General features: G+C 63.9%; 23 protein-coding genes. 11 read left to right on the top strand and 12 right to left on the bottom strand.

The annotated features are described in order from the left end of the window. Nucleotides 1-88 precede the first annotated feature (88 nt). Both J4D28_RS05175 and J4D28_RS05170 read left to right on the top strand, forming a co-directional pair. Nucleotides 89-523: a MarR family transcriptional regulator gene (locus J4D28_RS05175; protein WP_007929752.1), complete on the top strand. Its 435-nt coding sequence runs from the start codon at nucleotides 89-91 to the stop codon at nucleotides 521-523. A gap of 130 nt (nucleotides 524-653) precedes the next feature. Then, entirely contained in the window at nucleotides 654-1,874 is a 1,221-nt protein-coding gene (locus J4D28_RS05170) for a FimV family protein (RefSeq protein ID WP_103331192.1), read from the top strand. On the opposite strand, the gene J4D28_RS05165 is transcribed toward J4D28_RS05170, so the two are convergent. Next, nucleotides 1,847-4,036, bottom strand: coding sequence for a patatin-like phospholipase family protein (locus J4D28_RS05165; protein ID WP_009047646.1), 2,190 nt, complete (start codon nucleotides 4,034-4,036; stop codon nucleotides 1,847-1,849). The genes J4D28_RS05170 and J4D28_RS05165 overlap by 28 nt on opposite strands. A gap of 71 nt (nucleotides 4,037-4,107) precedes the next feature. Between J4D28_RS05165 and J4D28_RS05160 the strand changes: the two genes are divergently transcribed. Then, complete coding sequence (locus tag J4D28_RS05160; RefSeq protein WP_009047647.1) at nucleotides 4,108-4,395, top strand: SelT/SelW/SelH family protein; 288 nt, start codon at nucleotides 4,108-4,110, stop codon at nucleotides 4,393-4,395. Here the strand turns inward: J4D28_RS05160 and J4D28_RS05155 are convergent. Next, on the bottom strand, nucleotides 4,389-5,279 hold the full coding sequence (locus J4D28_RS05155; protein WP_009047648.1) for a DMT family transporter: 891 nt from the start codon (nucleotides 5,277-5,279) through the stop codon (nucleotides 4,389-4,391). The two genes, J4D28_RS05160 and J4D28_RS05155, sit on opposite strands and share 7 nt — an antisense overlap. Before the next feature lie 93 nt (nucleotides 5,280-5,372). After that, entirely contained in the window at nucleotides 5,373-6,131 is a 759-nt protein-coding gene (locus tag J4D28_RS05150) for an AraC family transcriptional regulator (protein ID WP_009047649.1), read from the bottom strand. A gap of 132 nt (nucleotides 6,132-6,263) precedes the next feature. Between J4D28_RS05150 and J4D28_RS05145 the strand changes: the two genes are divergently transcribed. Beyond that, entirely contained in the window at nucleotides 6,264-7,085 is an 822-nt protein-coding gene (locus J4D28_RS05145) for a UDP-2,3-diacylglucosamine diphosphatase (protein WP_009042684.1), read from the top strand. Nucleotides 7,086-7,182: 97 nt separating this feature from the next. Here J4D28_RS05145 and J4D28_RS05140 read toward each other — a convergent pair whose 3' ends face one another. Beyond that, a complete protein-coding gene (locus tag J4D28_RS05140; RefSeq protein WP_028681954.1) occupies nucleotides 7,183-7,773 on the bottom strand; it encodes an HD domain-containing protein in 591 nt (196 codons plus the stop codon). 98 nt (nucleotides 7,774-7,871) lie between these two features. After that, entirely contained in the window at nucleotides 7,872-8,183 is a 312-nt protein-coding gene (locus J4D28_RS05135) for a DUF962 domain-containing protein (protein ID WP_007929744.1), read from the bottom strand. 162 nt (nucleotides 8,184-8,345) lie between these two features. Here J4D28_RS05135 and J4D28_RS05130 point away from each other — a divergent pair, with 162 nt between their 5' ends. Then, a complete protein-coding gene (locus tag J4D28_RS05130; RefSeq protein ID WP_103331162.1) occupies nucleotides 8,346-9,407 on the top strand; it encodes an AraC family transcriptional regulator in 1,062 nt (353 codons plus the stop codon). On the opposite strand, the gene J4D28_RS05125 is transcribed toward J4D28_RS05130, so the two are convergent. Beyond that, on the bottom strand, nucleotides 9,364-10,818 hold the full coding sequence (locus J4D28_RS05125; protein ID WP_009047652.1) for a TrkH family potassium uptake protein: 1,455 nt from the start codon (nucleotides 10,816-10,818) through the stop codon (nucleotides 9,364-9,366). The two genes, J4D28_RS05130 and J4D28_RS05125, sit on opposite strands and share 44 nt — an antisense overlap. 120 nt (nucleotides 10,819-10,938) lie before the next feature. Between J4D28_RS05125 and J4D28_RS05120 the strand changes: the two genes are divergently transcribed. Then, nucleotides 10,939-11,505 (top strand): nitroreductase family protein, encoded by a 567-nt coding sequence (locus J4D28_RS05120; protein ID WP_009047653.1) that lies wholly within the window; start codon nucleotides 10,939-10,941, stop codon nucleotides 11,503-11,505. 137 nt (nucleotides 11,506-11,642) lie between these two features. On the opposite strand, the gene J4D28_RS05115 is transcribed toward J4D28_RS05120, so the two are convergent. The 6 genes from J4D28_RS05115 to J4D28_RS05090 all read right to left on the bottom strand — a co-directional run bounded on the left by J4D28_RS05115 (nucleotide 11,643) and on the right by J4D28_RS05090 (nucleotide 15,842). Continuing rightward, the gene (locus J4D28_RS05115) at nucleotides 11,643-12,983 is read right to left on the bottom strand and encodes a HAMP domain-containing sensor histidine kinase (protein ID WP_028681951.1); all 1,341 of its coding nucleotides are present in this window, start codon (nucleotides 12,981-12,983) and stop codon (nucleotides 11,643-11,645) included. A 66-nt stretch (nucleotides 12,984-13,049) separates the two neighbouring features. Beyond that, on the bottom strand, nucleotides 13,050-13,487 hold the full coding sequence (locus J4D28_RS05110; RefSeq protein ID WP_009047655.1) for a Spy/CpxP family protein refolding chaperone: 438 nt from the start codon (nucleotides 13,485-13,487) through the stop codon (nucleotides 13,050-13,052). Between the two features lie 251 nt (nucleotides 13,488-13,738). Further along, a complete protein-coding gene (locus tag J4D28_RS05105) occupies nucleotides 13,739-14,416 on the bottom strand; it encodes a response regulator transcription factor (RefSeq protein WP_009047656.1) in 678 nt (225 codons plus the stop codon). A gap of 7 nt (nucleotides 14,417-14,423) precedes the next feature. Next, complete coding sequence (locus J4D28_RS05100; RefSeq protein WP_009047657.1) at nucleotides 14,424-14,834, bottom strand: translation initiation factor 2; 411 nt, start codon at nucleotides 14,832-14,834, stop codon at nucleotides 14,424-14,426. Between the two features lie 110 nt (nucleotides 14,835-14,944). Further along, on the bottom strand, nucleotides 14,945-15,244 hold the full coding sequence (locus J4D28_RS05095) for a YciI family protein (RefSeq protein WP_009047658.1): 300 nt from the start codon (nucleotides 15,242-15,244) through the stop codon (nucleotides 14,945-14,947). 1 nt (nucleotide 15,245) lies between these two features. After that, complete coding sequence (locus J4D28_RS05090; RefSeq protein WP_009047659.1) at nucleotides 15,246-15,842, bottom strand: septation protein A; 597 nt, start codon at nucleotides 15,840-15,842, stop codon at nucleotides 15,246-15,248. Nucleotides 15,843-15,929: 87 nt separating this feature from the next. Here J4D28_RS05090 and J4D28_RS05085 point away from each other — a divergent pair, with 87 nt between their 5' ends. From J4D28_RS05085 to rluB, 5 genes are all read left to right on the top strand, one after another. Beyond that, nucleotides 15,930-16,793 carry a PHP domain-containing protein gene (locus tag J4D28_RS05085; protein ID WP_009047660.1) on the top strand — a complete coding sequence of 288 codons (864 nt, stop codon included), beginning with the start codon at nucleotides 15,930-15,932 and terminating at the stop codon, nucleotides 16,791-16,793. 13 nt (nucleotides 16,794-16,806) lie between these two features. Then, a complete protein-coding gene (locus J4D28_RS05080) occupies nucleotides 16,807-17,436 on the top strand; it encodes an L-threonylcarbamoyladenylate synthase (protein ID WP_009042694.1) in 630 nt (209 codons plus the stop codon). A gap of 120 nt (nucleotides 17,437-17,556) precedes the next feature. Beyond that, complete coding sequence (locus J4D28_RS05075; protein ID WP_172667002.1) at nucleotides 17,557-18,255, top strand: ScpA family protein; 699 nt, start codon at nucleotides 17,557-17,559, stop codon at nucleotides 18,253-18,255. Nucleotides 18,256-18,267: 12 nt separating this feature from the next. Then, nucleotides 18,268-19,329: an SMC-Scp complex subunit ScpB gene (gene scpB / locus J4D28_RS05070; protein WP_103331163.1), complete on the top strand. Its 1,062-nt coding sequence runs from the start codon at nucleotides 18,268-18,270 to the stop codon at nucleotides 19,327-19,329. Nucleotides 19,330-19,646: 317 nt separating this feature from the next. Beyond that, a complete protein-coding gene (gene rluB, locus J4D28_RS05065; protein ID WP_009047663.1) occupies nucleotides 19,647-20,861 on the top strand; it encodes a 23S rRNA pseudouridine(2605) synthase RluB in 1,215 nt (404 codons plus the stop codon). Nucleotides 20,862-20,876: the final 15 nt, after the last annotated feature.

Below are 20,876 nucleotides of genomic sequence, written 5' to 3'. Positions count from 1 at the left end.
GCAAACCTTGCCACTCGGCAACTGTCATGCTTAGCTGACTAATAATTAGTTTTTCTTAATTTTCAGTCTACTAACTCATGAGTTGTCTATGCCGTTAACCGATCAACACCGTTTTGGCATGCAGTTGGCGCAGATGTCCCGAGGCTGGCGCGCCGAACTGGATCGCCGTCTGGCCGGACTTGGCCTGTCCCAGGCCCGCTGGCTGGTGCTGCTGCACCTCGCCCGTTTCGATGAAGCTCCGACCCAGCGTGAACTTGCCCAGAGTGTCGGCGTCGAAGGACCGACCCTGGCGCGGCTGCTCGACAGCCTGGAAACCCAGGGCCTGGTGCAACGGCAGTCGGTGGTCGAGGATCGCCGGGCGAAGAAGATCGTTCTGTGCGCCCCGGCGCTGCCCTTGATCGAGCAGATCGAAACCATCGCCACCGCCTTGCGCAGTGAATTGTTCGTCGGTGTCGATGAAGAGGATATGCGGGTATGCATGCGGGTTCACGCGCATATCCTGGCCAATCTGGAAAAGTCTTGAGGCATAACTAGCGCCGCGGATTTTTGAGCTACCGACACCGGCGGACTATAAGAAATACCAGGTCCACAGCGGCATGCGCAGCCAGCGTATCGCCGCTGTGGTCGCTTTCGGTCCTCAAAAAAGGTTGCTCATGTTCCAGAGTCTGCTGGCCGCTCTGCGCGGCGCCGTCGGGTCATCTTGTCTGGGAAATCGTCCCTGGCTCCTTCTGCCGCTGCTGGCGACCCTGTATTCGCCCCTGGCCTCGGCGGTGGGCCTGGGCGAAATCACCGTGCATTCGGCGCTGAACCAGCCGCTGGAGGCGGAGATCGCCCTGGTGCAGGCGCAAGGCCTGGAGGAGGGCGAGTTGGCGGTCAGCCTGGCGACGGCCGGCGAGTTCAAGCAGGCCGGTGTCGAGCGCTTGCCGTTTCTCGAGGACTTGCGCTTTACCCCGATCCTGCAGGGTGAACGCAGGGTGATCCGGGTGGTGTCGAGCAAGCCGGTGAACGAGCCGTTCCTGGATTTCCTGTTGCAGGTGAACCAGGCCAATGGCCGGCAGTTGCGCGAGTACACGCTGCTGATCGATCCCCCGGGCAGCCCAGAGATAGCTCCTGCCCCGAGGGAAATAGCGAAACCTGAACCGGCGATTGCCACCCAGGCTCCCCCTGCGGTGGCCAAGACGCTTGACCCTATAGCCGGACAATTGGCGCAAGCCCAGCAGGCCAACCAGCAATTGCAGGACCAGGCCCGAGCGCTGCAGAGCACATTGCAGCAACGGGACGAACAACTGGCGCGCCAGCAGCAACAGTTGGTGGAGCTGCAACGTCAGTTGGCCGAAGTCCGGAACAAGCCTGCTGATAATCCTGCCCCGGCTTCCGCACCTGCGACACCTACCGCCGTCAGTCCACCTCCGCCAGCCGAACAGGCGCCAGAGGTCGAAGGCTCGAATCCCTGGCTGATGTTTGCCGCCTTGCTGCTGATGGCCTTGCTGGTGGTGCTGGTCATGCGTCGCCGTCGTCAGTCCGCAGCCGTAGCGGAAGCGCGGTTGACCCCCGAGAACCGGCCCACACGAACGCTGGCCACTGCTGTGACGACAGTGGCAGCCCAGGAGTCGTTGAGATCAACACCCCCGGTTGCTCCGGTACAGCCCGTGGCAGGAGAGCGGCTTGCCGATCGCGAGCCTTCGATCGATGTCGACTGGGACCTGATCGCACCGTCCGAGCCCGCCAGCGTTCCGGCGTCTCCCGCTGCCACACCGGCGCCCTTCAATGCCGACTCGATCGTCTGGCGCCTGGAAGAGCCAGACGAGCCGGGCTCCGCCACCAAGGCTGAGTCGGACACTGAGACTCAGAACGTCTGGCCCAAGTTGAGGTAGACCGCTTTCTGGTTGTCGTCGTTGATGCCATAACTGAAGTTCAGCGGCCCCAGCGGCGTGTCGAAACCGAGGAAGACGCTGGCGGCGTTGATGTAGCCGCTGTCGAACTCGTTGTCGTTGTTCCAGGCCCGCCCTCGCTCCAGGGAGCCGCCGATATATAGCGGGAAGTCCAGGGGCAGGTAGGAGCGGGGTGTCAGCCGCCGGTAGTAGACGCCCCGCATCAGGCTGATGTTCTGGCCCGACAGGGCGTCCTGGCGGAAGCCCGACAGCTGGCGGGCGCCGCCCAGCACGAAGCTCGAGGTCACCACTTCGGCCTCATCCAGGGTCCGGCCATACCGACCACCGAGGATAAAGGTGTTCGGACCGCTGCTCAGGGCCTTGTCCAGCTTGAACTCCCACTGCCGGTAGCGCTTGTCCGAACCCAGGCTGGGTTCGAACTGGCGCAGCGACAGGCCGATGTCCTCGCCCGCGTGGGGGAAGTAGACATTGTCCAGGGAGTCGAACGAGTAGCGCAGTTCGTAGTAACCCTCGTTGAAGCTTTCGCTGGGCAGGTCCTGGTCGCCGACGCGCACATCGGCCTTGCCCCAGGCCTCGCCGACGCCGAAGCGGATCTCGCCGCTGTTGCCGATCTGGCGCCCGATATTGAGGCCGAAACCGTAGCGCTCCAGGCGGTATTCGGCGATCGGGTCGTTATCCAGCACGGCTTCGATATTCTGCGATTCGATGCCGATGTAAGGCGCGATGAAGTAGCGCGAGCCGACATCCAATGGCTGATAGAACTCGCTGTAGAGCTCCTGCTGATCGCCGATCTGCACCCGGGTCAGCCATTCGGCGCCGAGGCTGTTGATGCCGTTGACCCGGTAGCTGGCGCCCAGGTTGAAGGCGCTGTCGCCGCGCATGTCGTCGGACAGGTTCAGCCCCAGGCGCAGGTAGTCGGTGCCGCTGCGTTTGCCCCGGGCGTTGATCACCAGGGTGTGGTCATTGCCTTTGTGGACCACGCGGTATTGCACCTGCTCGAAGTAGTCCAGGCCGTACAGCGTGCCCATGTCGGTCTGCAGCCGGCCCAGGTCCAGAGGCTCGCCGATATGCTGGCGGATGTAGTAGCGGATCACGTCGTCGCTGACCTTCGAATCGTTTTCCACCCGGATTGCGGTGATGATCGGGGTGCGCTGGCTGGGCGTGCGCGCGGCGCTGAGTTCGGCATCCATAGGTTCGGCCCGGCGCAGCGGCGCCAGGCGTGCGTCGAGGATGCGGGTGGCGCGGTAGCCGGCGTCGATCATTTCCTGGGCGCGGCCGAAGTCGGTGACCCCGAAACTGGCCAGGGGTGGCTGGATCAGCACGTCGCTCTTGTGCAGGGACGCCAGTTGTTCCTCCGAGTTGCGCCGGGTCATCAAGGTGATCGACTGGTTCAGCACATCGACCACGGTCGCCAGTTGCTGGCGCGAGCGCAGCGGGGTGCCGATGTCGACCACAATGGCGATGTCCACGCCCATATCGCGGGCCACATCCAGTGGAATGTTGTCGGTCATGCCACCGTCCACCAGCAGCCGGCCATCCATCTCCACCGGGGCGAACACCGCCGGGATCGACATGCTGGCGCGAATCACCCGGGGCAGGTGGCCCTTGCGAAATACCACTTTCTCGCCACTGGCGATGTCCGTGGCGACCGCGCGGAAGGGGATCGGCAATTTGTCGAAGTCCCGGGTGTCGCTGGCGTGGGCCAGCATGCTTTCCAGCAGCAGCGCCAGGTTCTGGCCCTGGATCACCCCCAGCGGCAGGCCGAGGCTGCCGTCGTCACGGAAGCTGAGTTTCTGTTTCACCAGGAAGTCGCGGTCGTCCTGCTTGCGCCGAAAGGGTATGTCTTCCCGAGGCGGCGCGTCGGACAGCGCCTGTTGCCAGTCGATGCCCAGGGCCAGTTTTTCCAGCTCGTCGATCTTGTAGCCCGAGGCGTACAGCCCGCCGATCACCGCGCCCATGCTGGTACCGGCAATCGCATCGATCTTCACGCCTTGCTCCTCCAGGGCCTTGAGCACGCCGATATGTGCCAGGCCACGGGCCGCGCCACCGGACAACACCAGGCCGATCTTCGGCCGTGGCGCCTCGGCGGCGTGCAGGAACACGGGGAGCAAACACAGGAGCAGGCAGGACAGCAAACGACGCATCATGGATCTCGGGGCGAGCGATAAAGGCGGCTATTATAACGACGCCCTTGAGCCCAGGAGTCGGCAGCACCATGACAGAACGTAAACCGGAAGTGGTCATCACCTATTGCACCCAGTGCCAGTGGCTGCTGCGCGCCGCCTGGCTGGCCCAGGAACTGCTGAGCACCTTCAGCGACGACCTGGGCAAGGTGTCCCTGGAACCGGCCACCGGCGGCACGTTTCGCATTACCTGCGACGGCGTACAGATCTGGGAGCGCAAGGCCGATGGCGGTTTCCCCGAAGCCAAGGTGCTCAAGCAGCGGGTGCGCGACCAGATCGACCCGCAGCGCGACCTCGGTCACAACGACCGCACTCAGTGAGACGCTGCTTCTGCTGCTACGGTTTTTTTGCTTGAGCCGGACAGGCTGCTGGAGACCACGATGGCGAAGATGATCAAGACGCCGCCGATCAGCATGCGCAGCGTCGGCGTTTCGTTGAACAGCAGCCATGCCACGGTAATCCCGTAGACCGGCTCCAGGGCAAACACCACCGCCGCGGTGCGCGCCTTGATCACCGCGAGGCTGGCGACGAACAGGCTGTGGGCCAGGCCGGTGCAGAAGATGCCGAGCAGGCTGATCCATAACCAGTCGATGGCGCGCACCTCGCTCAGGCCCGGCGCCGCCACCGGCAGCAGGCACAAGGCAACCACCACGTTCTGGCACAGCGCTGCCTGCACCGCCGGGATGCGCGCCGAACTGGCGCGGTTGTTCAGCGACAGCAGGGCGAACAGCAGGCCCGACCCCACGGCCCAGAGCAGCCCGCTGGTGGCTTGGCTGGCGAGGTCGAAATCCGGCGTGACCAGCACCAGGCCGACGCTGACCAGTGCCACCAAAACGATTTCGTTGAGGCGGATGCGCTCGCGGAAAATCAGCCCCTCGAGGATCACAGTGAAGGCCGGGAAGCTGGCGAAACCCAGGGTGGCGATGGCCACGCCTGCGACTTTCACCGCGATGAAGAAACTCACCCAGTGCCCGGCCAGCAGCAGGCCGCTGAGCAGCAGGCGCCACCAGTCCGTAGCCTGTAGCCGTTGCCAGCGGATGCTGCTGGCGCAGCGGGCGAAGAACGCCAGGGCGAGCACCGCGAACGCCGCGCGCCCGAAGACGATGATGGCCGGCGAAGCGGCGGCGAGTTTGCCGAATACACCGGTGAGGCCGAACATCAATGCGCCGATATGCAGGGCGCCAAGGGCAGTACGCGGAGTCATTTCAATCCTTCAAGACGGTTGAGCGGAGCGGTGCCAGTCTAAAAGCCTGGCGGGATCCGGTCTGTCGCGATCCTCGCGTTTTTTGTCGACAGCCTAGCGGTGGCCTGTGGTGCGTCGCAGCTTGCCGGGGGAGACGCCGAACTCGCGCAGCACCGCCGCGGCGAAAGCACTCTGGGAGCTGTAGCCGACGCGACTGGCGATTTCACCGATGGGCAGTGCCGAGTCGCGCAACAGGCCGGCGGCCATGTGCAGGCGCCGGCTACGGATGTAGTCCATCGGCGTCTGCCCGCATTCGGCGACAAACCGTGCATGCAGGCGAGCGCTGGACAGCCCGGCGATCCGCGCCAGGTCGGCCACCTGTAGCGGATGGGCGGCGTGTTGGTCGATATGGGCATTCAGGGCGGCATAGGGCAGGCGTCGGCCGCCGACGCTGGCGGGGCTGGCCTGGTTGAGGCTGGCCAGCAACAGCACGGCGCCTTGCTGGGCAATCAGCGGGTCGTTGACCGGGCTGCCGGCCAGCCAGTTGACCAGTTGGCTCTGCGCCGTATCCAGGGGCAGGCGCCCGGCGTTGTCGAGCAGGCGGCGACTGGCATCGGCGTGATCGCCCAGCGACTGCACCAGCCAATGTTCATCGGGCACATCGAGCACCAGGCAGCGGCTGCCGTTGGGGCTGCCGCAGGCATGGTGGGCGCCGGAGGGCACCACCACGAAACTCTGCTGGACCACCTGGCTGCCCTGGCCGTCGACCTCGAAGTCGAGCTGGCCCGACAGGCCGAACACCAGTTGCGCGTGTTCGTGGCTGTGGACGATCAGGTCGTGGCTGTATTGGCGTAGCGTGAGGATCGGTCTCATCGCAGTCTCCTTGGCAGAACGGCAGTCTACACCGGCGGCTTGGGGTCAAGCGCTGTCATCGGACTGCCGTATTTCTGTCACAGGCGATTAATCGCCCGGGTGCAAGCTCGCAAAAAATGCAGGAGTGTGCCCATGACCAGTGCCGAACTCGCCAGACCCAGCCGTAAACAACGCGTGCGCACCTTGTGGATTTCCGATGTGCATCTGGGTACCCGGGACTGCCAGGCGGAGCATCTGTCGCAGTTCCTCAAGGGTTATCACGCCGACCGGATCTACCTGGTCGGCGACATCATCGACGGTTGGAAGCTGCGCGGCGGCATGTACTGGCCCCAGGCACACACCAATGTGATCCGCCGCCTGCTGACCATGAGCAAGCGCGGCACCGAGGTGATCTATGTCACCGGCAACCACGACGAATTCCTGCGCCGCTATTCGAAGCTGATCCTGGGCAATATCCAGTTGGTGGACGAGGCGGTGCATGTCACCGCCGATGGCCGCCACCTGCTGGTGATCCACGGCGACCAGTTCGATGTCATCACCCGTTACCACCGTTGGCTGGCCTTTCTCGGCGACTCGGCCTACGAATTCACCCTGACCCTCAACCGCTGGCTGAATCATTGGCGGGCGCGCTACGGCTACGGTTACTGGTCGTTGTCGGCCTACCTCAAGCACAAGGTCAAGACCGCGGTCAGCTTTATCAGCGACTTCGAGGAAGCCATCGCTCACGAATGCGTGAAGCGTGAGCTGCACGGCGTGGTGTGCGGGCACATTCACCATGCCGAGATCCGCAAGGTCGGCGAAGTGGACTACCTCAATTGCGGGGATTGGGTCGAGTCGTGCACCGCCCTGATCGAGCATTGGGACGGCACCATCGAGCTGTATCGCCTGGCCGATGCCCAGGCGCGGGAGGCGCAGCGCAAGGCCGAACTGGCCAAGGTCGCGGAGCTGGCTTGAGGGTTCGGTCGCCTGATCTGAGGTTATCGCGGGCAAGCCTCGCTCCTACTCTAACCGTAGGAGCGAGGCTTGCCCGCGATGGCCTGCGCAGCAGGCCTCAGGCCGGCGCGTGTTCCTGCATGGCTGCCTTGTAGATCGAGTTTTTCGGCTGGGCGAACAGGCGTTCGAGCATGGGTTCGAAAAAGCTCAGGGGCAGGCTGTCGTACTCTGGATCGAATGCCGCGGCGTCGTACTTGGCACAGAATTCAGCGGTCCGCAGATACAGCGGATGGTCCTTGAATTGCTCGCGCAGGTGCCGGTCCATGCCCAGGTGATGGAAGAAGTAGTAGCCCTGGAAAATCCCGTGCTTCTCCACCATCCACAGGTTCTCGGGGCTGACGAAGGGCTTGAGGATCGCCGCGGCGATGTCCGGGTGATTGTAGGAACCCAGGGTGTCGCCGATGTCGTGGAGCAGGGCGCAGACCACATATTCCTCATCGCGACCGTCATGCCAGGCCCGGCTGGCGGTTTGCAGCGAGTGGGTCAGGCGGTCCACCGGGAAGCCGCCAAAATCGCCCTCGAGCAACTTCAGGTGCGCCACGATGCGTGCCGGCAACTGCTTGGCGTAGGCGCTGAAATCCGCGGCGATGATCGCCCAGTCTTCCTGGGTGCCATCCTTCATGTGGGTGAAACGGGCATGAGCGTTCATCGGCAATCCTCTTGTTGTTTTTTGCGCAACGATTGGAGTCTATGCCTTGGATCCAATCCTGCACTGGCTGCGCGGGACGGCTTGCTGTCCGGCCAGGCCTAGAACGGCACCTTGCCGGTCAGCATGTCGCGGTACATGACGAAATCGCCCAGAAGGCTGTAGAGCGGATGCTGGAAGGTGGCCGGGCGGTTCTTCTCGAAGAAGAAATGACCGACCCAGGCGAAGCTGTAGCCGGCCACCGGCAGGGCCAGCAGCAACAGCCAGGCGCCTTTGCCGATGGCGAAGGCGAGGATGAAGATCACCAGGGTCGTGCCCACGAAGTGCAGGCGGCGGCAGGTGCTGTTGCTGTGTTCGCTCAGGTAATAGGGATAGAACTCGGCGAAGCTGTTGAATTGCTTGATGTTATCCACGACTGCGATCTCTGTGGTTGTTGTTCTGTCAGCGGGACACTCTGCGGGGAGCTTATTTGAGTCTAGAGTCATCAATGGCTGGGGCCAGTGACAATAGGCGCCACTTTAGTATCCTTGGGAAATCGGCCGTGGCATGCGGCTCATCATGTAAAAGAACCCACCATGAGCGAACGAACGACTTCTGCAAGCTGGGCGATGGGAATTGTCAAAGCTCTGGAGATGGACGGCCTGGATTGCCGTGCATTGTTCAAGCAGATCGGGCTCGACTATGCCGCACTGGACGACCCGGACGCACGCTTCCCCCAGGACTCGATGACCCGTCTCTGGCAACGAGCGGTGGAACAGTCCGGCAACCCGGCGATCGGCCTGAACATGGGCAAGGTGGTGCGACCGGCCTCCTTCAACGTGGCCGGGTATGCCTTGATGTCCAGTCGTACCCTGGCCGAGGGGTTCCAGCGCCTGGTGCGCTACCAGCGGATCATCGCGGAAAGCGCTGATCTGAGTTTCCGGCTTTTACCTGAAGGTTATGCGCTGATTCTGACGGTGCACGGCGATCATCTGCCGCCGACCCGGCAAAGTGCCGAAGCCTCTCTGGCCTGTGCGCTGGCGCTGTGTGGCTGGTTGACCGGGCGGACGCTGCAGCCGCGTCAGGTACTGATGCAGGGGGCGGTGCCGGTCGATCTGGAGCCCTACAAGCAGGCGTTTCATGCACCGCTGGTGTTCAACGCGCCTTACGATGCGTTGATTTTCGAGCGTGCCGATCTGGAAGCGCCATTGCCGACCGCCAATGAAGCCATGGCGCTGCTGCATGACCGTTTTGCCGGTGAGTACCTGGCGCGGTTCTCCGAAAGCCGGGTGACGCACAAGGCGCGCCAGGCGCTGTGCCGGTTGTTGCCCCAGGGCGAGCCGAAACGCGAAGCCGTGGCCCAGACCCTGCACCTGTCCCAGCGCACCCTGCAACGGCGTCTGCAGGAGGAGGGCACCAGTTTCCAGACCCTGCTCGACGACACCCGTCGTGAGCTGGCCGAGCAGTACCTGGCGCAGCCGAGCATGACCCTGCTGGAGATTGCCTATCTGTTGGGGTTTGCCGACCCGAGCAACTTTTTCCGCGCTTTCCGCCGCTGGTTCGATGCCACGCCCGGCGAATACCGGGCGCGATTGCAGGAGTCCGGGGCCGTGATCAGTGACGCCAGAATGCCGGAATACACAACACGAATACGGTGATGATTTCCAGCCGGCCGAGCAGCATGCCCAGGGACAGAATCCACTTGGCGGCGTCCGGCAGGGTGGCGAAGTTGCCGGCCGGGCCGATGGTTTCGCCCAGGCCCGGGCCCACCCCCGACACCGTACTGGCCGCACCTGTCAGGGCAGTCATCCAGTCCACACCCAGCAGCGACAGCGCCAGGGCGATCACGCAGATGGTGATGGCGAAGAAGAACGAGAAGGTCAGGATCGAGCGGACGATCTCCTCGTCGAGGCGGTGACCGTTGTATTTCTGCTTGATTACCGCGCGCGGGTGGATCAGCTGGTTCAAGTTGGCCTTGAGCAGGATGTAGGCGACCTGGAAGCGGAAAATCTTGATCCCGCCGGCGGTCGAGCCGGAACAGCCGCCGACGAAGCCCAGGTAAAAGAACAGCATCAGCGAGAAGTTGCCCCACAGGCTGTAGTCGCCCAGGGCGAAACCGGTGGTGGTGACCACCGAGGTGACGTTCAGCGCGACGTGACGCAGGGCTTCCAGCCAATGCAGCTGGGTGGTCCACCAGTACCAGGTGCCGAGCACCAGCCAGGTCACCAGCAGCATGCCGAGCAAGCCCTGGACCTGCTGGTCCTTGATCAGCGCCCGGCGGTTGCCGCGCAGGGTGGCGACGTACAGGGTGAACGGCAGGCTGCCGAGGATCATGACCACCACCGCCACCCAGTGCACCGCCGGTTGCGGCCAGTGCGCCAGCGAGCTGTCGGAGGTGGAGAAGCCGCCGGTGGAAATCGCCGACATCGCGTGGTTGATCGCGTCGAACAGGCTCATCCCGGCCCACCAGAAGGCCAGGCTGCCGAGAATGGTGATGCCGACATAGGCCGCCACGATCAGCCGCGCCACCATGTGCGAACGCGGCATGACCTTTTCCGAGCGGTCCGAGGACTCTGTCTGGAACAGGCGCATGCCACCGATGCGCAGCAGCGGCAGGATCGCCACCGCCATGCCGATGAAGCCGATGCCGCCGAGCCAGTGCAGCAGGGAACGCCACATCAGGATGCCCGGCGACATGGTGTCCAGGCCGCTGAGCACGGTGGCGCCGGTGGCGGTGATGCCGGACATGCTTTCAAAGAACGAGTCGGTGTAGCTGATGTGCTGGGTCAGCAAAAACGGCAGGGCGGCGAAGATGCACACCACCAGCCAGCTGGACACCGTCAGCAGGTACATGTCCCGCGGACGCAGGTGCACATGCTCCGGGCGCCCGGGTATCACCAGGGCCAGGCCGGCGATGAAGGTGATCATGCTGGCCCAGAGGAACGACGGCAGGTCGCCGGTGCGCTCGAACAGCACCAGCGTCGCCATCGGAATGACCATGGCGATGGCCAGGGTGATCAGGAAAATGCCGATGATGAAACCAATGATCCGTAGGGTCGGCAACGCCATGAGGTCCGCTCGGGGCTGATAAGGAGGGCGCCATTCTACCTGCGGTGCGGAGCATGTAAACCGGCACCCGGAAGGCACTTATCGGTAGAATGGCCGGACATTTTTTTCAGGAGGTGGCCGATGGAGGCTCTCGACGCATTGCTCAACCGTGTTTCCGTACCGCGTCTGGTGGACCCGGCGCCGACGGCGGCGCAACGCGAAGCGCTGTTCGCGGCGGCATTGCGCGCCCCGGATCACGGCCAGTTGCGGCCTTGGCGCTTTCTGACGGTGGAAGGCGCGGCCCGTGAACAGTTGGGCGAGCTGCTGGTGGAAGCGGTGCAATTGCAGGGTGGCGAAGTGACCCAGGCGGCCCTGGACAAGGCCCGTGCCATGCCGCTGCGCGCGCCGTTGGTGGTGGTTGTAGTGGCCCGCTTGCAGGAGCACGTCAAGGTGCCGAAATCGGAGCAGCGGCTGGCGGCCGGCTGTGCTGCCCACGGCATCCTGCTGGCGGCCTACGCCCAGGGGATCGGTGCGGTGTGGCGTACCGGCGAGCTGTCCTATTCGCCCCATGTGGCCAAGGGGCTCGGCCTGGGCGACGGTGAAGAAATCATCGCCTTCCTGTACCTGGGCACGCCGCTGAACGAGCCACGGGTCGCGCCCAAGGTGGATACGGCGGAGTTCGTCAGTGCCTGGTCAGGCAAGGCCTGATCGTAGAGTTGCGGTGTCGCGGATAGCTAATCGCGGGCAAGCCTCGCTCCTACAAGTTAGTGCCGTTCGCCAGATAGGTGAACGACGCGAGTCTGCAGGAGCGAGCGGGCGGCGATCCGACTTGCCCGCGAAGCTTCTCAGGCCTGGGCCGTAACGTCAGGCACCAACGGCAACTCCAGGCTGGCGATAAAGCCGCCCTGGGGATGATTGTCCAGGGTCAGGCTGCCGCCGTGGCGTTCCGCGGCGCGCCGGGCGATGGCCAGGCCCAGTCCGTGACCCGGCGCGGTCTGGCCCGGGGCGCGGTAGAAGGGTTCGCCCAACTGACGCAAATGTTCGGTTTCCACCCCGGGGCCGTGATCGCGCACGCTGAGCACAATTCGGTCTCCCTGACGCAATGCCCGCACTTCGATCGGCTGTCCGGCCGGGTTGAAGCGCTGGGCATTGCGCAGCAGATTGTCCAGCGCCCGTTCGATCATGGTCGGCCAGCCCTTGAGGCTGAGCGGCGATTCGGCCTGGATCTTCACCGGCTGTTCCGGACAGGCCAGTTGGGCATCTTTCAGCAGGTTGTCGAGCAGGGCATTGAGGTCCACCTCTTCGGCGCTGGCGTTGTCGGCATCGACCCGGGCCAGCACCAGGATTTCGCTGATCAGTGCTTCCAGGCGATCGCACTCGCGGGTCAGGCGCGGCCACAGGCGCTCGCGTTCCTCGGCCGTGGCGCGTTCGGCCAGCGCCAGGGCGATGCGCAGGCGCGCCAGCGGCGAGCGCAGCTCATGGGAGACATCGCGCAGCAGCTGGCGCTGGCTGCCGATCAGGCTTTGCAGGCGCGAACCCATGCGGTTGAAGTCCTTGGCCAGCACGCCGAACTCGTCGCGGCGGGCGGCCAGGCGAGCCAGGCTGTTCTGCTGGTAAGTGGTTTGCCCCAGGTCATGCACCGCACCGCGCAAACGGCTGAGGGGGCGGGTGATGGACAGGGTCACCAGCAGGCTGAACAGGGTCAGCACCACCAGCGCGATGGTCAGGGCGCTCAGCGGCCACAGCAGGCTGTCGCGGTGCCAGGCGTCCAGTTCCGGGTGGGGAATGCGATAGATCAGCAGGTAGGTGTCGCCGGTTTTCGGGCTGGTGTATTCGGCGGTCAGGCGCCGCCAGGGCAGGCGCCGGTCATCGTTGTTCTGCCGGGCCTCGAGGGCCGCCGCGCGGCGCGGGAAGGTACCGCGGACCACCGGGTCGCCAGCTTCGTTCAGCACCTGTACGTTGACGTGGTACTGGTGCTTGCGCTGCTCGAGGATCTCCTGGGCGGCGTCTTCGCCCTGTTCTTCGTAGGTGCGCGTCCACTCCTCGGCCAGGGTATTGAGGCCCGGATGGCGACTGAGGATCCAGGCATCCTGGTTCAGCATATGGCCAAGCAGAATCGACAGCCCTGCAACCAGGGTGATGGCCAGCCAGAAGCTGGCGAGGATGCGCCAGAACAATGAACGCACGGGAAGTCCTCAAACAAGGAAAGCCCAGTGGGGGCGCCACTGGGCTATGGGATAAGCGCTAGAGCATTATTGCGCTTTTTGCGGCTGTTGCGCTTTCCAGGCCTTGAATTCGGCCCATTCGGCGCGGCGCTCGGCGTGTTTCTTCTGGATGGCGTCAAACTCTTTCTGTTGTTCCGGCTTGAGCAGGGCGCGGATATCCGCTTCGGTTTTCTGGCGCTTGGCGGCGATCTCGTCCTTCATGGCCTTCTGGTCGGCCGGCGACAGTTTTTCCAGGTACTTCTGCACTAGCTCTTTGCGCTCGTGCATCTGCTCACCCATCAGCTTGCGAATCTGCTGGCGCTGTTCGTGGCTCAGGTCCAGCTGACTGTAGGGGCCTTTGCCGCGCATGTGTTCGCTGTGTCGCGGGCCATCCATCGGACCCATGGGACCTGCGCCTTCCGGCATGGCCATGGCCACGGTCGGCAGGGCGGCGGCGAACATCAGAGCGATCAGGGTCTTGCGCATGGTGTATCTCCTTGTCTCATTCCCGGTCAGTTCCGGATGTGTGCAGATTACGGAGATCAAGGTCAGCGGCGGTCAGCGAAGGGTAAAGCTTGGGTAAAGACGTTTTTGGCGAAACTGACATAACCCCTGTAGCCGCTGCCGAGCCTGCGAGGCTGCGAACGACCGGTACGGTCGCAGGGATCTTGCGAATGCAGGAGGGCCTGCGGCCCTATCGCAGCCTGCGGCAGCGGCTACAAGGATCAGGAATCTGTTCAGAGGCTGTAGTAGTAGCCACGGCTGCGCAGGGCGACGATGCGCGGGCGGCCGTCGGGGTGCGGGCCGATCTTCTTGCGCAGGTTGCTGACGTGCATGTCCAGGCTGCGGTCGTACAGGGTCAGCTTGCGGCCCAGGGCGATCTGCGCCAGCTCCTGCTTGTCCAGCGGTTCGCCCGGTTGCTTGAGCAAGGCTTCCAGCAGGCGGCTTTCGGAAACGGTGAGGGTGATGTCCTGTTCGTCGATGCTGACCACGCCGCGTACCGGGCTGAAACACAGGTCGCCCAGCTCCATCTGGCTGGACACCGCGGTCGGGTGGCTGCGGCGCAGCACGGCGCGCAGGCGGGCGGTCAGTTCGCGTGGGTCGCAGGGCTTGGCCAGGTAGTCGTCGGCGCCCAGTTCCAGGCCGAGGATGCGGTCCAGGGGCTCGCCGCGGGCCGAAAGCATCAGCACCGGCAAGTCCGGGTGGTCGTTGCGCAACTGCTTGAGCAGTTCCAGGCCGCTGCCGTCGGGCAGCATCACGTCCAGCACCACCGCCGCCGGAGCGTGGTCGGCCAGGGCGCGCCGGGCGCTCAGGCCATCGTGGCAGGCCCGTACCTGAAAACCTTCCTGGCCCAGCCAACTGGTCAGGAGTTCGCAGAGCTCCTGGTCATCGTCAATCAGTAACAGCTCGCTCATGAATCACTCAATTTAGCCATTGTCGACGCTTCCTATGTCCACCACTGGCGAAGATACCGCAGAGCAGGGCCAATAGCGCTACCCCGGCGCCGGTGACGAACCATTGCTGCTGATCGGTCAGCAGGCGCGGCGCGGAACTGGCCTGGGCTTCGCGCAGTTGCAGCTTGAGGCGCTGGTTCTCCTGGCGCAGGCGGCTTAGCTGGGCGCTTTCGCGCTCGCTGTCGGCGCTCTGCAATTGCCGGGTCAGCTCTTCGCGCTGGTGCTCGCTATCTTTCAGGCGTTGCTGCAATTCGCTGATCTGGTTGCCGGCACTCAGGGACAAAGGCGTGGAATGTCCCGGGTCCGCGGTTTCTTCGGCAGAGGCGCTCGCCCCGATCGTTAACATGACCAACAACAGGCACAACGGAGCTTGGCGCATCGGAACTCCTGATTCCAATCGAGTGTTGGGCAAGTTGTCGGCAGTCAAACGAGAATAATGAGCGATTGAGAGCGCGATGAACCCATAAGGTTCACCGCGCGGGAGAGGATTTACGGCAGGACTTGCTTGAACGGCTTGACCACGACGCTGGCATAGACACCGGCGGCGACGTAAGGATCGGCGTCGGCCCAGGCCTGGGCGGCGCTCAGCGAGTCGAATTCGGCGATGATCAGGCTGCCGGTGAAGCCCGCGGCACCGGGATCATTGCTGTCGACGGCAGGGTGTGGCCCGGCCAGTACCACGCGACCTTCGGCCTTGAGCTGCTGCAACCGCTCCAGATGCGCCGGGCGCGCGGCCAGGCGGTTTTCCAGGGAGTTGGCGACGTCTGTAGCAATGATTGCGTAAAGCATGTCAGTCCTCGGTTTTCGAAGTGGTGGGTTCGGTGTCGTGAAGATGGCGCGACAGGTAGATGCCCTGGCCGACCAGGAACAGCACGGTCATGCCCAGGCTGCCGAAGACCTTGAAGTCGACCCAGATGCTCTGGAAGGTGAAGGCGACGAACAGGTTGGCGGCGCCGCAGAACAGGAAGAAGGCGATCCAGGCGATGTTCAGGCGGGTCCAGACCGGCTCCGGCAGGGTCAGCGCGTGGCCCATGATGCGCTTGATCAGCAGGCGGTCGCCGATGAAGTGGCTGCCGATAAAGGCCAGGGCGAACAGCCAGTTGACCACCGGCGCCTTCCATTTGAGGAAGGTTTCGCTGTGGAAGGCCAGGGTCAGGCTGCCGAACACCAGGCAGGCGACCAGGGTCAGCCACTGGCTTTTCTCCAGTTTGCGCTGGGAGATGAACAGCGCGCCGTATACCACCAGGGAACTGATGATCAACACCGCCGTGGCGCTGTAGATACCGCCTACGGTCAGTTGTTGACCGGCAATGTCGACGACTCGGGGATCAATTTTGTAGACGATGAAAAACAGGAACAGCGGGATGAAGTCGATGAATTGTTTCACAGTGGCAGCCAGAAGCAGGATGTGGCGGCATAATAACAAACATCCATGGCAGCGAAAGCGCCAGCTGACTTGAGGTTGAACAGTCCCGTGAATGTTGATTTGCACTGCCACAGCACGGCCTCCGATGGCGCCCTGGCGCCCGCGGCTCTGGTTGCGCGTGCGTTCGAGAAAGGCGTGCGAGTCCTGGCCCTGACCGATCATGACACCCTGGAAGGCCTCGACGAGGCTCGCCTCGCGGCCCGGGAACTGGGCATGCAACTGGTCAATGGCGTCGAATTGTCCTGCACCTGGGGTGGGGCGACCATTCATGTGCTGGGCTACGGTTTCGACGTCAATGCGCCGTCATTGGTCGAAGCCATCGGCAAATTGCACGACGGTCGCTGGCTGCGTTCCGAAGAAATAAGCCGCAAACTCGCGCTCAAAGGCATGCCGGGTGCCCTCGAAGGGGCCCGGGCGATCCAGCAGGAACTGGGCGACAGCGGCAATGCGCCGGCCCGGCCGCACTTCGCCGATTACCTGGTGCGCGCCGGTTTCGTGAAGGACCGCGCCGAAGCCTTTCGCAAGTGGCTGGGGGCCGGCAAGCTGGGCGACGTCAAGCAGCACTGGCCGACCCTCGAGGAAACCGTCGAGACGCTACGCGCGGCGGGGGCCTGGGTCAGCCTGGCCCATCCCTGGCACTACGATTTCACCCGCAGCAAACGTCGCCGCCTGATTGCCGACTATATTCAAGCAGGTGGCCACGCGATCGAGGTGGTCAACGGCCATCAACCCGCCGAGCAGGTGGGCAGCCTGGCCATCCTTGCTCGGGAGTTCGGTCTGCTGGTGAGCGCCGGCAGTGATTTTCATGGCCCTGGAGGCTGGTCCGAGATAGGCGAGTATCGCCCTGTTCCGGAGGATCTGCCGCCGCTCTGGTGTCGGTTCAAACATGACCCAATTATTGCCGCCGTCTGAACAGGTAGAGAATGTGAGTCAATTTTTCCAGATTCATCCGGAAAACCCGCAACCGCGCCTGATCAAACAGGCTGTCGAAATCATCCGCTCAGGTGGCGTGGTGATCTACCCGACCGACTCGTCCTACGCCATTGGCTGCCAGATCGGCGACAAGAGCGCGGTCGAGCGCGTGCGGCGCCTGCGGCAACTGGATGACAAACACAACTTCGCGCTGATCTGCAGCGACCTGTCGCAGCTGGGCCTGTTCGCCAAGATCGATACCGGCACCTTTCGCCTGCTCAAGGCGCACCTGCCGGGGCCTTACACCTTCATCCTCAACGCCACCCGCGAAGTGCCACGGCTGTTGCTGCACCCGAAGAAACGCACCATTGGCCTGCGGGTGCCGAGCCACCCGATCGCTCTGGCGCTGCTGGCCGAGCTCGGCGAGCCGCTGATGAGCGTCAGCCTGATCATGCCCGGTGAAACCGAGCCGATGAACGATCCTTATGAAATGCGCCAACTGCTCGAGCATCAGGTCGACCTGATCATCGATGGTGGTTTTGGTGGCATCATGGCCTCCACCGTGATCAACCTGGCCGATGGCGAGCCGGAAGTGATCCGTATCGGCTGCGGCGACCCGGCTCCCTTCATGGTCGAGGCCTGAATGTCCGCAGTGGAACACGTTGACGACCAGGCCGGAGCGCAGCAAGAGCTGCCCTTTGCGATGGTCTACGGCCAGGCGGTCATGGAAATGCCGCTGGACCTGTACATCCCGCCGGACGCCCTGGAAGTCTTTCTCGAAGCCTTCGAAGGCCCGCTCGACCTGCTGCTGTACCTGATCCGCAAACAGAACATCGACATCCTCGACATCCCGGTGGCGGAAATCACCCGCCAGTACATGGGCTATGTCGAGTTGATGCAGTCGGTGCGCCTGGAGCTGGCCGCCGAGTACCTGGTGATGGCGGCCATGCTGGCCGAGATCAAGTCGCGCATGCTGTTGCCGCGCTCGGCCGAGGTGGAAGAGGAAGAGGAAGACCCGCGCGCCGAACTGATCCGCCGCCTGCAGGAGTACGAGCGCTTCAAGGCCGCCGCCGAAGGCATCGACGGCCTGAGCCGGGTCGGCCGCGACGTCATAGTGCCCAAGCTCGACGCCCCGGAAGCCCGGGCGCGCAAGCTGCTGCCGGATGTCGCCCTGGAAGAGGTGCTGATGTCCATGGCCGAGGTGCTGCGCCGGGGCGACATGTTCGAAAGCCATCAGATCAGCCGCGAGGCGCTGTCCACCCGCGAGCGTATGAGCGAGGTGCTGGAGCGGCTCAAGGGCGGTGGTTTTGTGCCCTTTGTCGAGCTGTTCACCGCGGAAGAAGGACGCCTGGGGGTGGTGGTGACCTTCATGGCGATCCTCGAGCTGGTCAAGGAATCCCTGGTCGAGCTGGTACAGAATGAGCCTTTCACGGCTATCCATGTGCGGGCGCGAGCCGAATAACGAGCTGAAACAATGAATCTGAATGAACCCCGCGAGCTGGCGCCGCTGCTTGAAGCCTTTCTGTTGGCCTCGGGAAAACCGCAATCCATGGAGCGCCTGTTCGAACTCTTCGAGGAAGGCGAGCGTCCGGACCCTGCGGTCTTCAAGAAGGCCCTGACCATTCTGGGTAAATCCTGCGAAGGTCGGGCCTTCGAACTCAAGGAAGTGGCCTCCGGTTATCGCCTGCAGGTGCGGGAAAAATTCGCGCCCTGGGTCGGCCGGCTATGGGAAGAGCGGCCCCAGCGTTACTCCCGGGCGATGCTGGAAACCCTGGCGCTGATTGCCTACCGTCAGCCGATCACCCGTGGCGAGATCGAAGATGTGCGGGGCGTGGCGGTCAACAGCCAGATCGTCAAGACCCTGCTGGAGCGCGAGTGGATTCGGGTGGTCGGCTACCGTGACGTGCCGGGCAAGCCGGCGATGTTCGCCACCACCAAGGCGTTTCTCGATCACTTCAACCTGAAGAACCTCGACGACCTGCCGCCGCTGGCCGAGCTGCGCGAGATCGAAACCGAGCCGGTCCTCGACTTCGACGACGCGCCGGTGCCCGCCAGCCTGCAAGCCCTGGCCGACGCCAGTGCCGAGCCGGAAGAACCGAAGGAAGAGACCAGTTTCCACACCTTGCTGCTGGAACTGGACTCGATGGAGGAGGGGATCAAGACCGACTTCGACGACCTGCATCGCGATGGCGCGGTGGATTCGTCCGGGGACGACTTTGTTGCCGACGCCGAGGTTGGCGCCGAGATCGACCCCGAAACGCAAGCTCGTGCCGAAGCCGAAGCCGAAGCCACAGTGCCAGTCGAGCACGACGCGGAGCTTGAAGCCGAGCACGAGGCCGAACTCGAAGCAGACGCAGGCGACGAGCAGGAGCAAGAAGTCGATGACGATGTGCTCGGCGTCGCCGAAGCCCGCGCCAAGCTGCTGGCCGCCGTGGCGGCATTGGAACCGCCGGCTCCAGAGTTGAGCGACGAAGAGGCCGAAGCCCTGGCGCTGGCTGAGGCTATCGAGAACGAAAGACGCGAACAGGAAGACTGATCACGCCACGCTTCTGTAGGAGCGAAGCTTGCTCGCGATGAACGTTGATGCGGTGTGCCAGGCATACCCTGGCGTTGCCGATCGCGGGCAAGCCGGATCGCCGCCCGCTCGCTCCTACAGGTCAGGCGGCCAAATGTCGGGCTACCACCGGCCAGCGGAAAAACCGGTAGGCCGCCACTTATCGGCTAGTCTCTGATGCGCAACCGGCGCCATGAGCGTATGATTCGCGACCCTTTGGCGATCCCTTCGCCACAAGACCTGTTTTTACTACCGTTCAGGCCACTCAAGCCTGAATCGACACACCGGGAGGTGCCCAGATGAGTGAAGATCAGCAAGACCAACAGGAAATCGGCCCAGCAGGCGAAAAGCTGCAGAAAGTCCTCGCCCGTATCGGCGTCGGCTCGCGCCGCGACGTGGAGTCCTGGATCAGCCAGGGCCGGATCAAGGTCAATGGCAAAGAGGCCACCCTTGGCCTGCGCGTCGACCTGCATGACGCCATCTCCATCGATGGCAAGGTGATCAAGCGCGAAGAAGCGTCCGAATCGGTCCGCCGCGTGATCATGTACAACAAGCCCGACGGCGAGATCTGCACCCGTGACGACCCGGAAGGCCGCCCGACTGTGTTCGACAAGCTGCCGCGTCCACGGGAAGGCCGCTGGATCAATATCGGTCGCCTCGACATCAACACCACCGGCCTGCTGATGTTCACCACCGACGGTGAGCTGGCCAACCGCCTGATGCACCCGTCCTATGAAATGGACCGTGAGTACGCGGTACGTGTGCGTGGCGAAGTCGACGACGAGATGATCGAGCGCCTGAAAGCCGGCGTGATGCTCGAAGACGGCCCGGCCAAGTTCACCGACATCCAGCAGGCGCCCGGTGGCGAAGGTTTCAACCACTGGTACCACTGCGTGGTGATGGAAGGCCGCAACCGTGAAGTACGTCGCCTGTGGGAATCCCAGGGCCTGGTGGTCAGCCGCCTGAAGCGCGTGCGTTTCGGTCCGGTGTTCCTCAACTCCGACTTGCCGATGGGCCGCTGGCGCGAAATGAGCCAGTACGAAGTGGACGTCCTCAGCGCCGAGGTTGGCCTGACGCCGGTGGCACTGCCGCAGCTCAACGCCAAGAGCAAGGACAAGCTGGAACGCATGCAGCGCAAATCCTCGCGCCCGGTGGGCAAGAGCGAGCGCGTGCGGACCCTGCGTCCGGCCCATGGCGCGCCTGCCGCCGGTGCTCCGCGCCCGTCGCGCGAGCCGCAGATCGAAGGCGAGCGTCCGGGCCGCAAGCCCGTGCCACGCCAGGATGGCGAGCGCGCTCCACGGGCGCCGCGTCCGGCTGCCGGTCGTGGTGAGTCGGGTCGCGGTACGCCAGTGGCGGATCGTCCGAGCGACACCAAGCGCCCGGCCAAGCCAGCGCCGAAGTCCAAGCGTCCGGGCATTGTCCTGGTCGACAAGGATGCACCGTCGGGCAAGCGCCGCGGCGCCCCGGCCGGTTCCGGCCAGCGCCCGGGTTTCGGTCGCCGCAAGCCTGAGTGAGGCTGCCTTGAGCTG

The sequence above is a fragment of the Pseudomonas sp. GW531-T4 genome, from assembly GCF_017349615.1.
Classification (GTDB): Bacteria; Pseudomonadota; Gammaproteobacteria; order Pseudomonadales; family Pseudomonadaceae; genus Aquipseudomonas; species Aquipseudomonas chlororaphis_I.
This window is presented reverse-complemented; position numbering and strand designations above follow the sequence as displayed.

Coding starts and splice junctions, on each gene's coding strand:
- J4D28_RS05140 (WP_028681954.1), bottom strand. CDS start 7,773: ATGAACGCTCATGCCCGTTTCACCCACATGAAGGATGGCACCCAGGAA.
- rluB (WP_009047663.1), top strand. CDS start 19,647: ATGAGTGAAGATCAGCAAGACCAACAGGAAATCGGCCCAGCAGGCGAA.
- J4D28_RS05120 (WP_009047653.1), top strand. CDS start 10,939: ATGGAGGCTCTCGACGCATTGCTCAACCGTGTTTCCGTACCGCGTCTG.
- J4D28_RS05155 (WP_009047648.1), bottom strand. CDS start 5,279: ATGACTCCGCGTACTGCCCTTGGCGCCCTGCATATCGGCGCATTGATG.
- J4D28_RS05150 (WP_009047649.1), bottom strand. CDS start 6,131: ATGAGACCGATCCTCACGCTACGCCAATACAGCCACGACCTGATCGTC.
- J4D28_RS05105 (WP_009047656.1), bottom strand. CDS start 14,416: ATGAGCGAGCTGTTACTGATTGACGATGACCAGGAGCTCTGCGAACTC.
- J4D28_RS05095 (WP_009047658.1), bottom strand. CDS start 15,244: ATGCTTTACGCAATCATTGCTACAGACGTCGCCAACTCCCTGGAAAAC.
- J4D28_RS05145 (WP_009042684.1), top strand. CDS start 6,264: ATGACCAGTGCCGAACTCGCCAGACCCAGCCGTAAACAACGCGTGCGC.
- J4D28_RS05130 (WP_103331162.1), top strand. CDS start 8,346: ATGAGCGAACGAACGACTTCTGCAAGCTGGGCGATGGGAATTGTCAAA.
- J4D28_RS05160 (WP_009047647.1), top strand. CDS start 4,108: ATGACAGAACGTAAACCGGAAGTGGTCATCACCTATTGCACCCAGTGC.
- J4D28_RS05110 (WP_009047655.1), bottom strand. CDS start 13,487: ATGCGCAAGACCCTGATCGCTCTGATGTTCGCCGCCGCCCTGCCGACC.
- J4D28_RS05175 (WP_007929752.1), top strand. CDS start 89: ATGCCGTTAACCGATCAACACCGTTTTGGCATGCAGTTGGCGCAGATG.
- J4D28_RS05125 (WP_009047652.1), bottom strand. CDS start 10,818: ATGGCGTTGCCGACCCTACGGATCATTGGTTTCATCATCGGCATTTTC.
- J4D28_RS05100 (WP_009047657.1), bottom strand. CDS start 14,834: ATGCGCCAAGCTCCGTTGTGCCTGTTGTTGGTCATGTTAACGATCGGG.
- J4D28_RS05165 (WP_009047646.1), bottom strand. CDS start 4,036: ATGCGTCGTTTGCTGTCCTGCCTGCTCCTGTGTTTGCTCCCCGTGTTC.
- J4D28_RS05170 (WP_103331192.1), top strand. CDS start 654: ATGTTCCAGAGTCTGCTGGCCGCTCTGCGCGGCGCCGTCGGGTCATCT.
- scpB (WP_103331163.1), top strand. CDS start 18,268: ATGAATCTGAATGAACCCCGCGAGCTGGCGCCGCTGCTTGAAGCCTTT.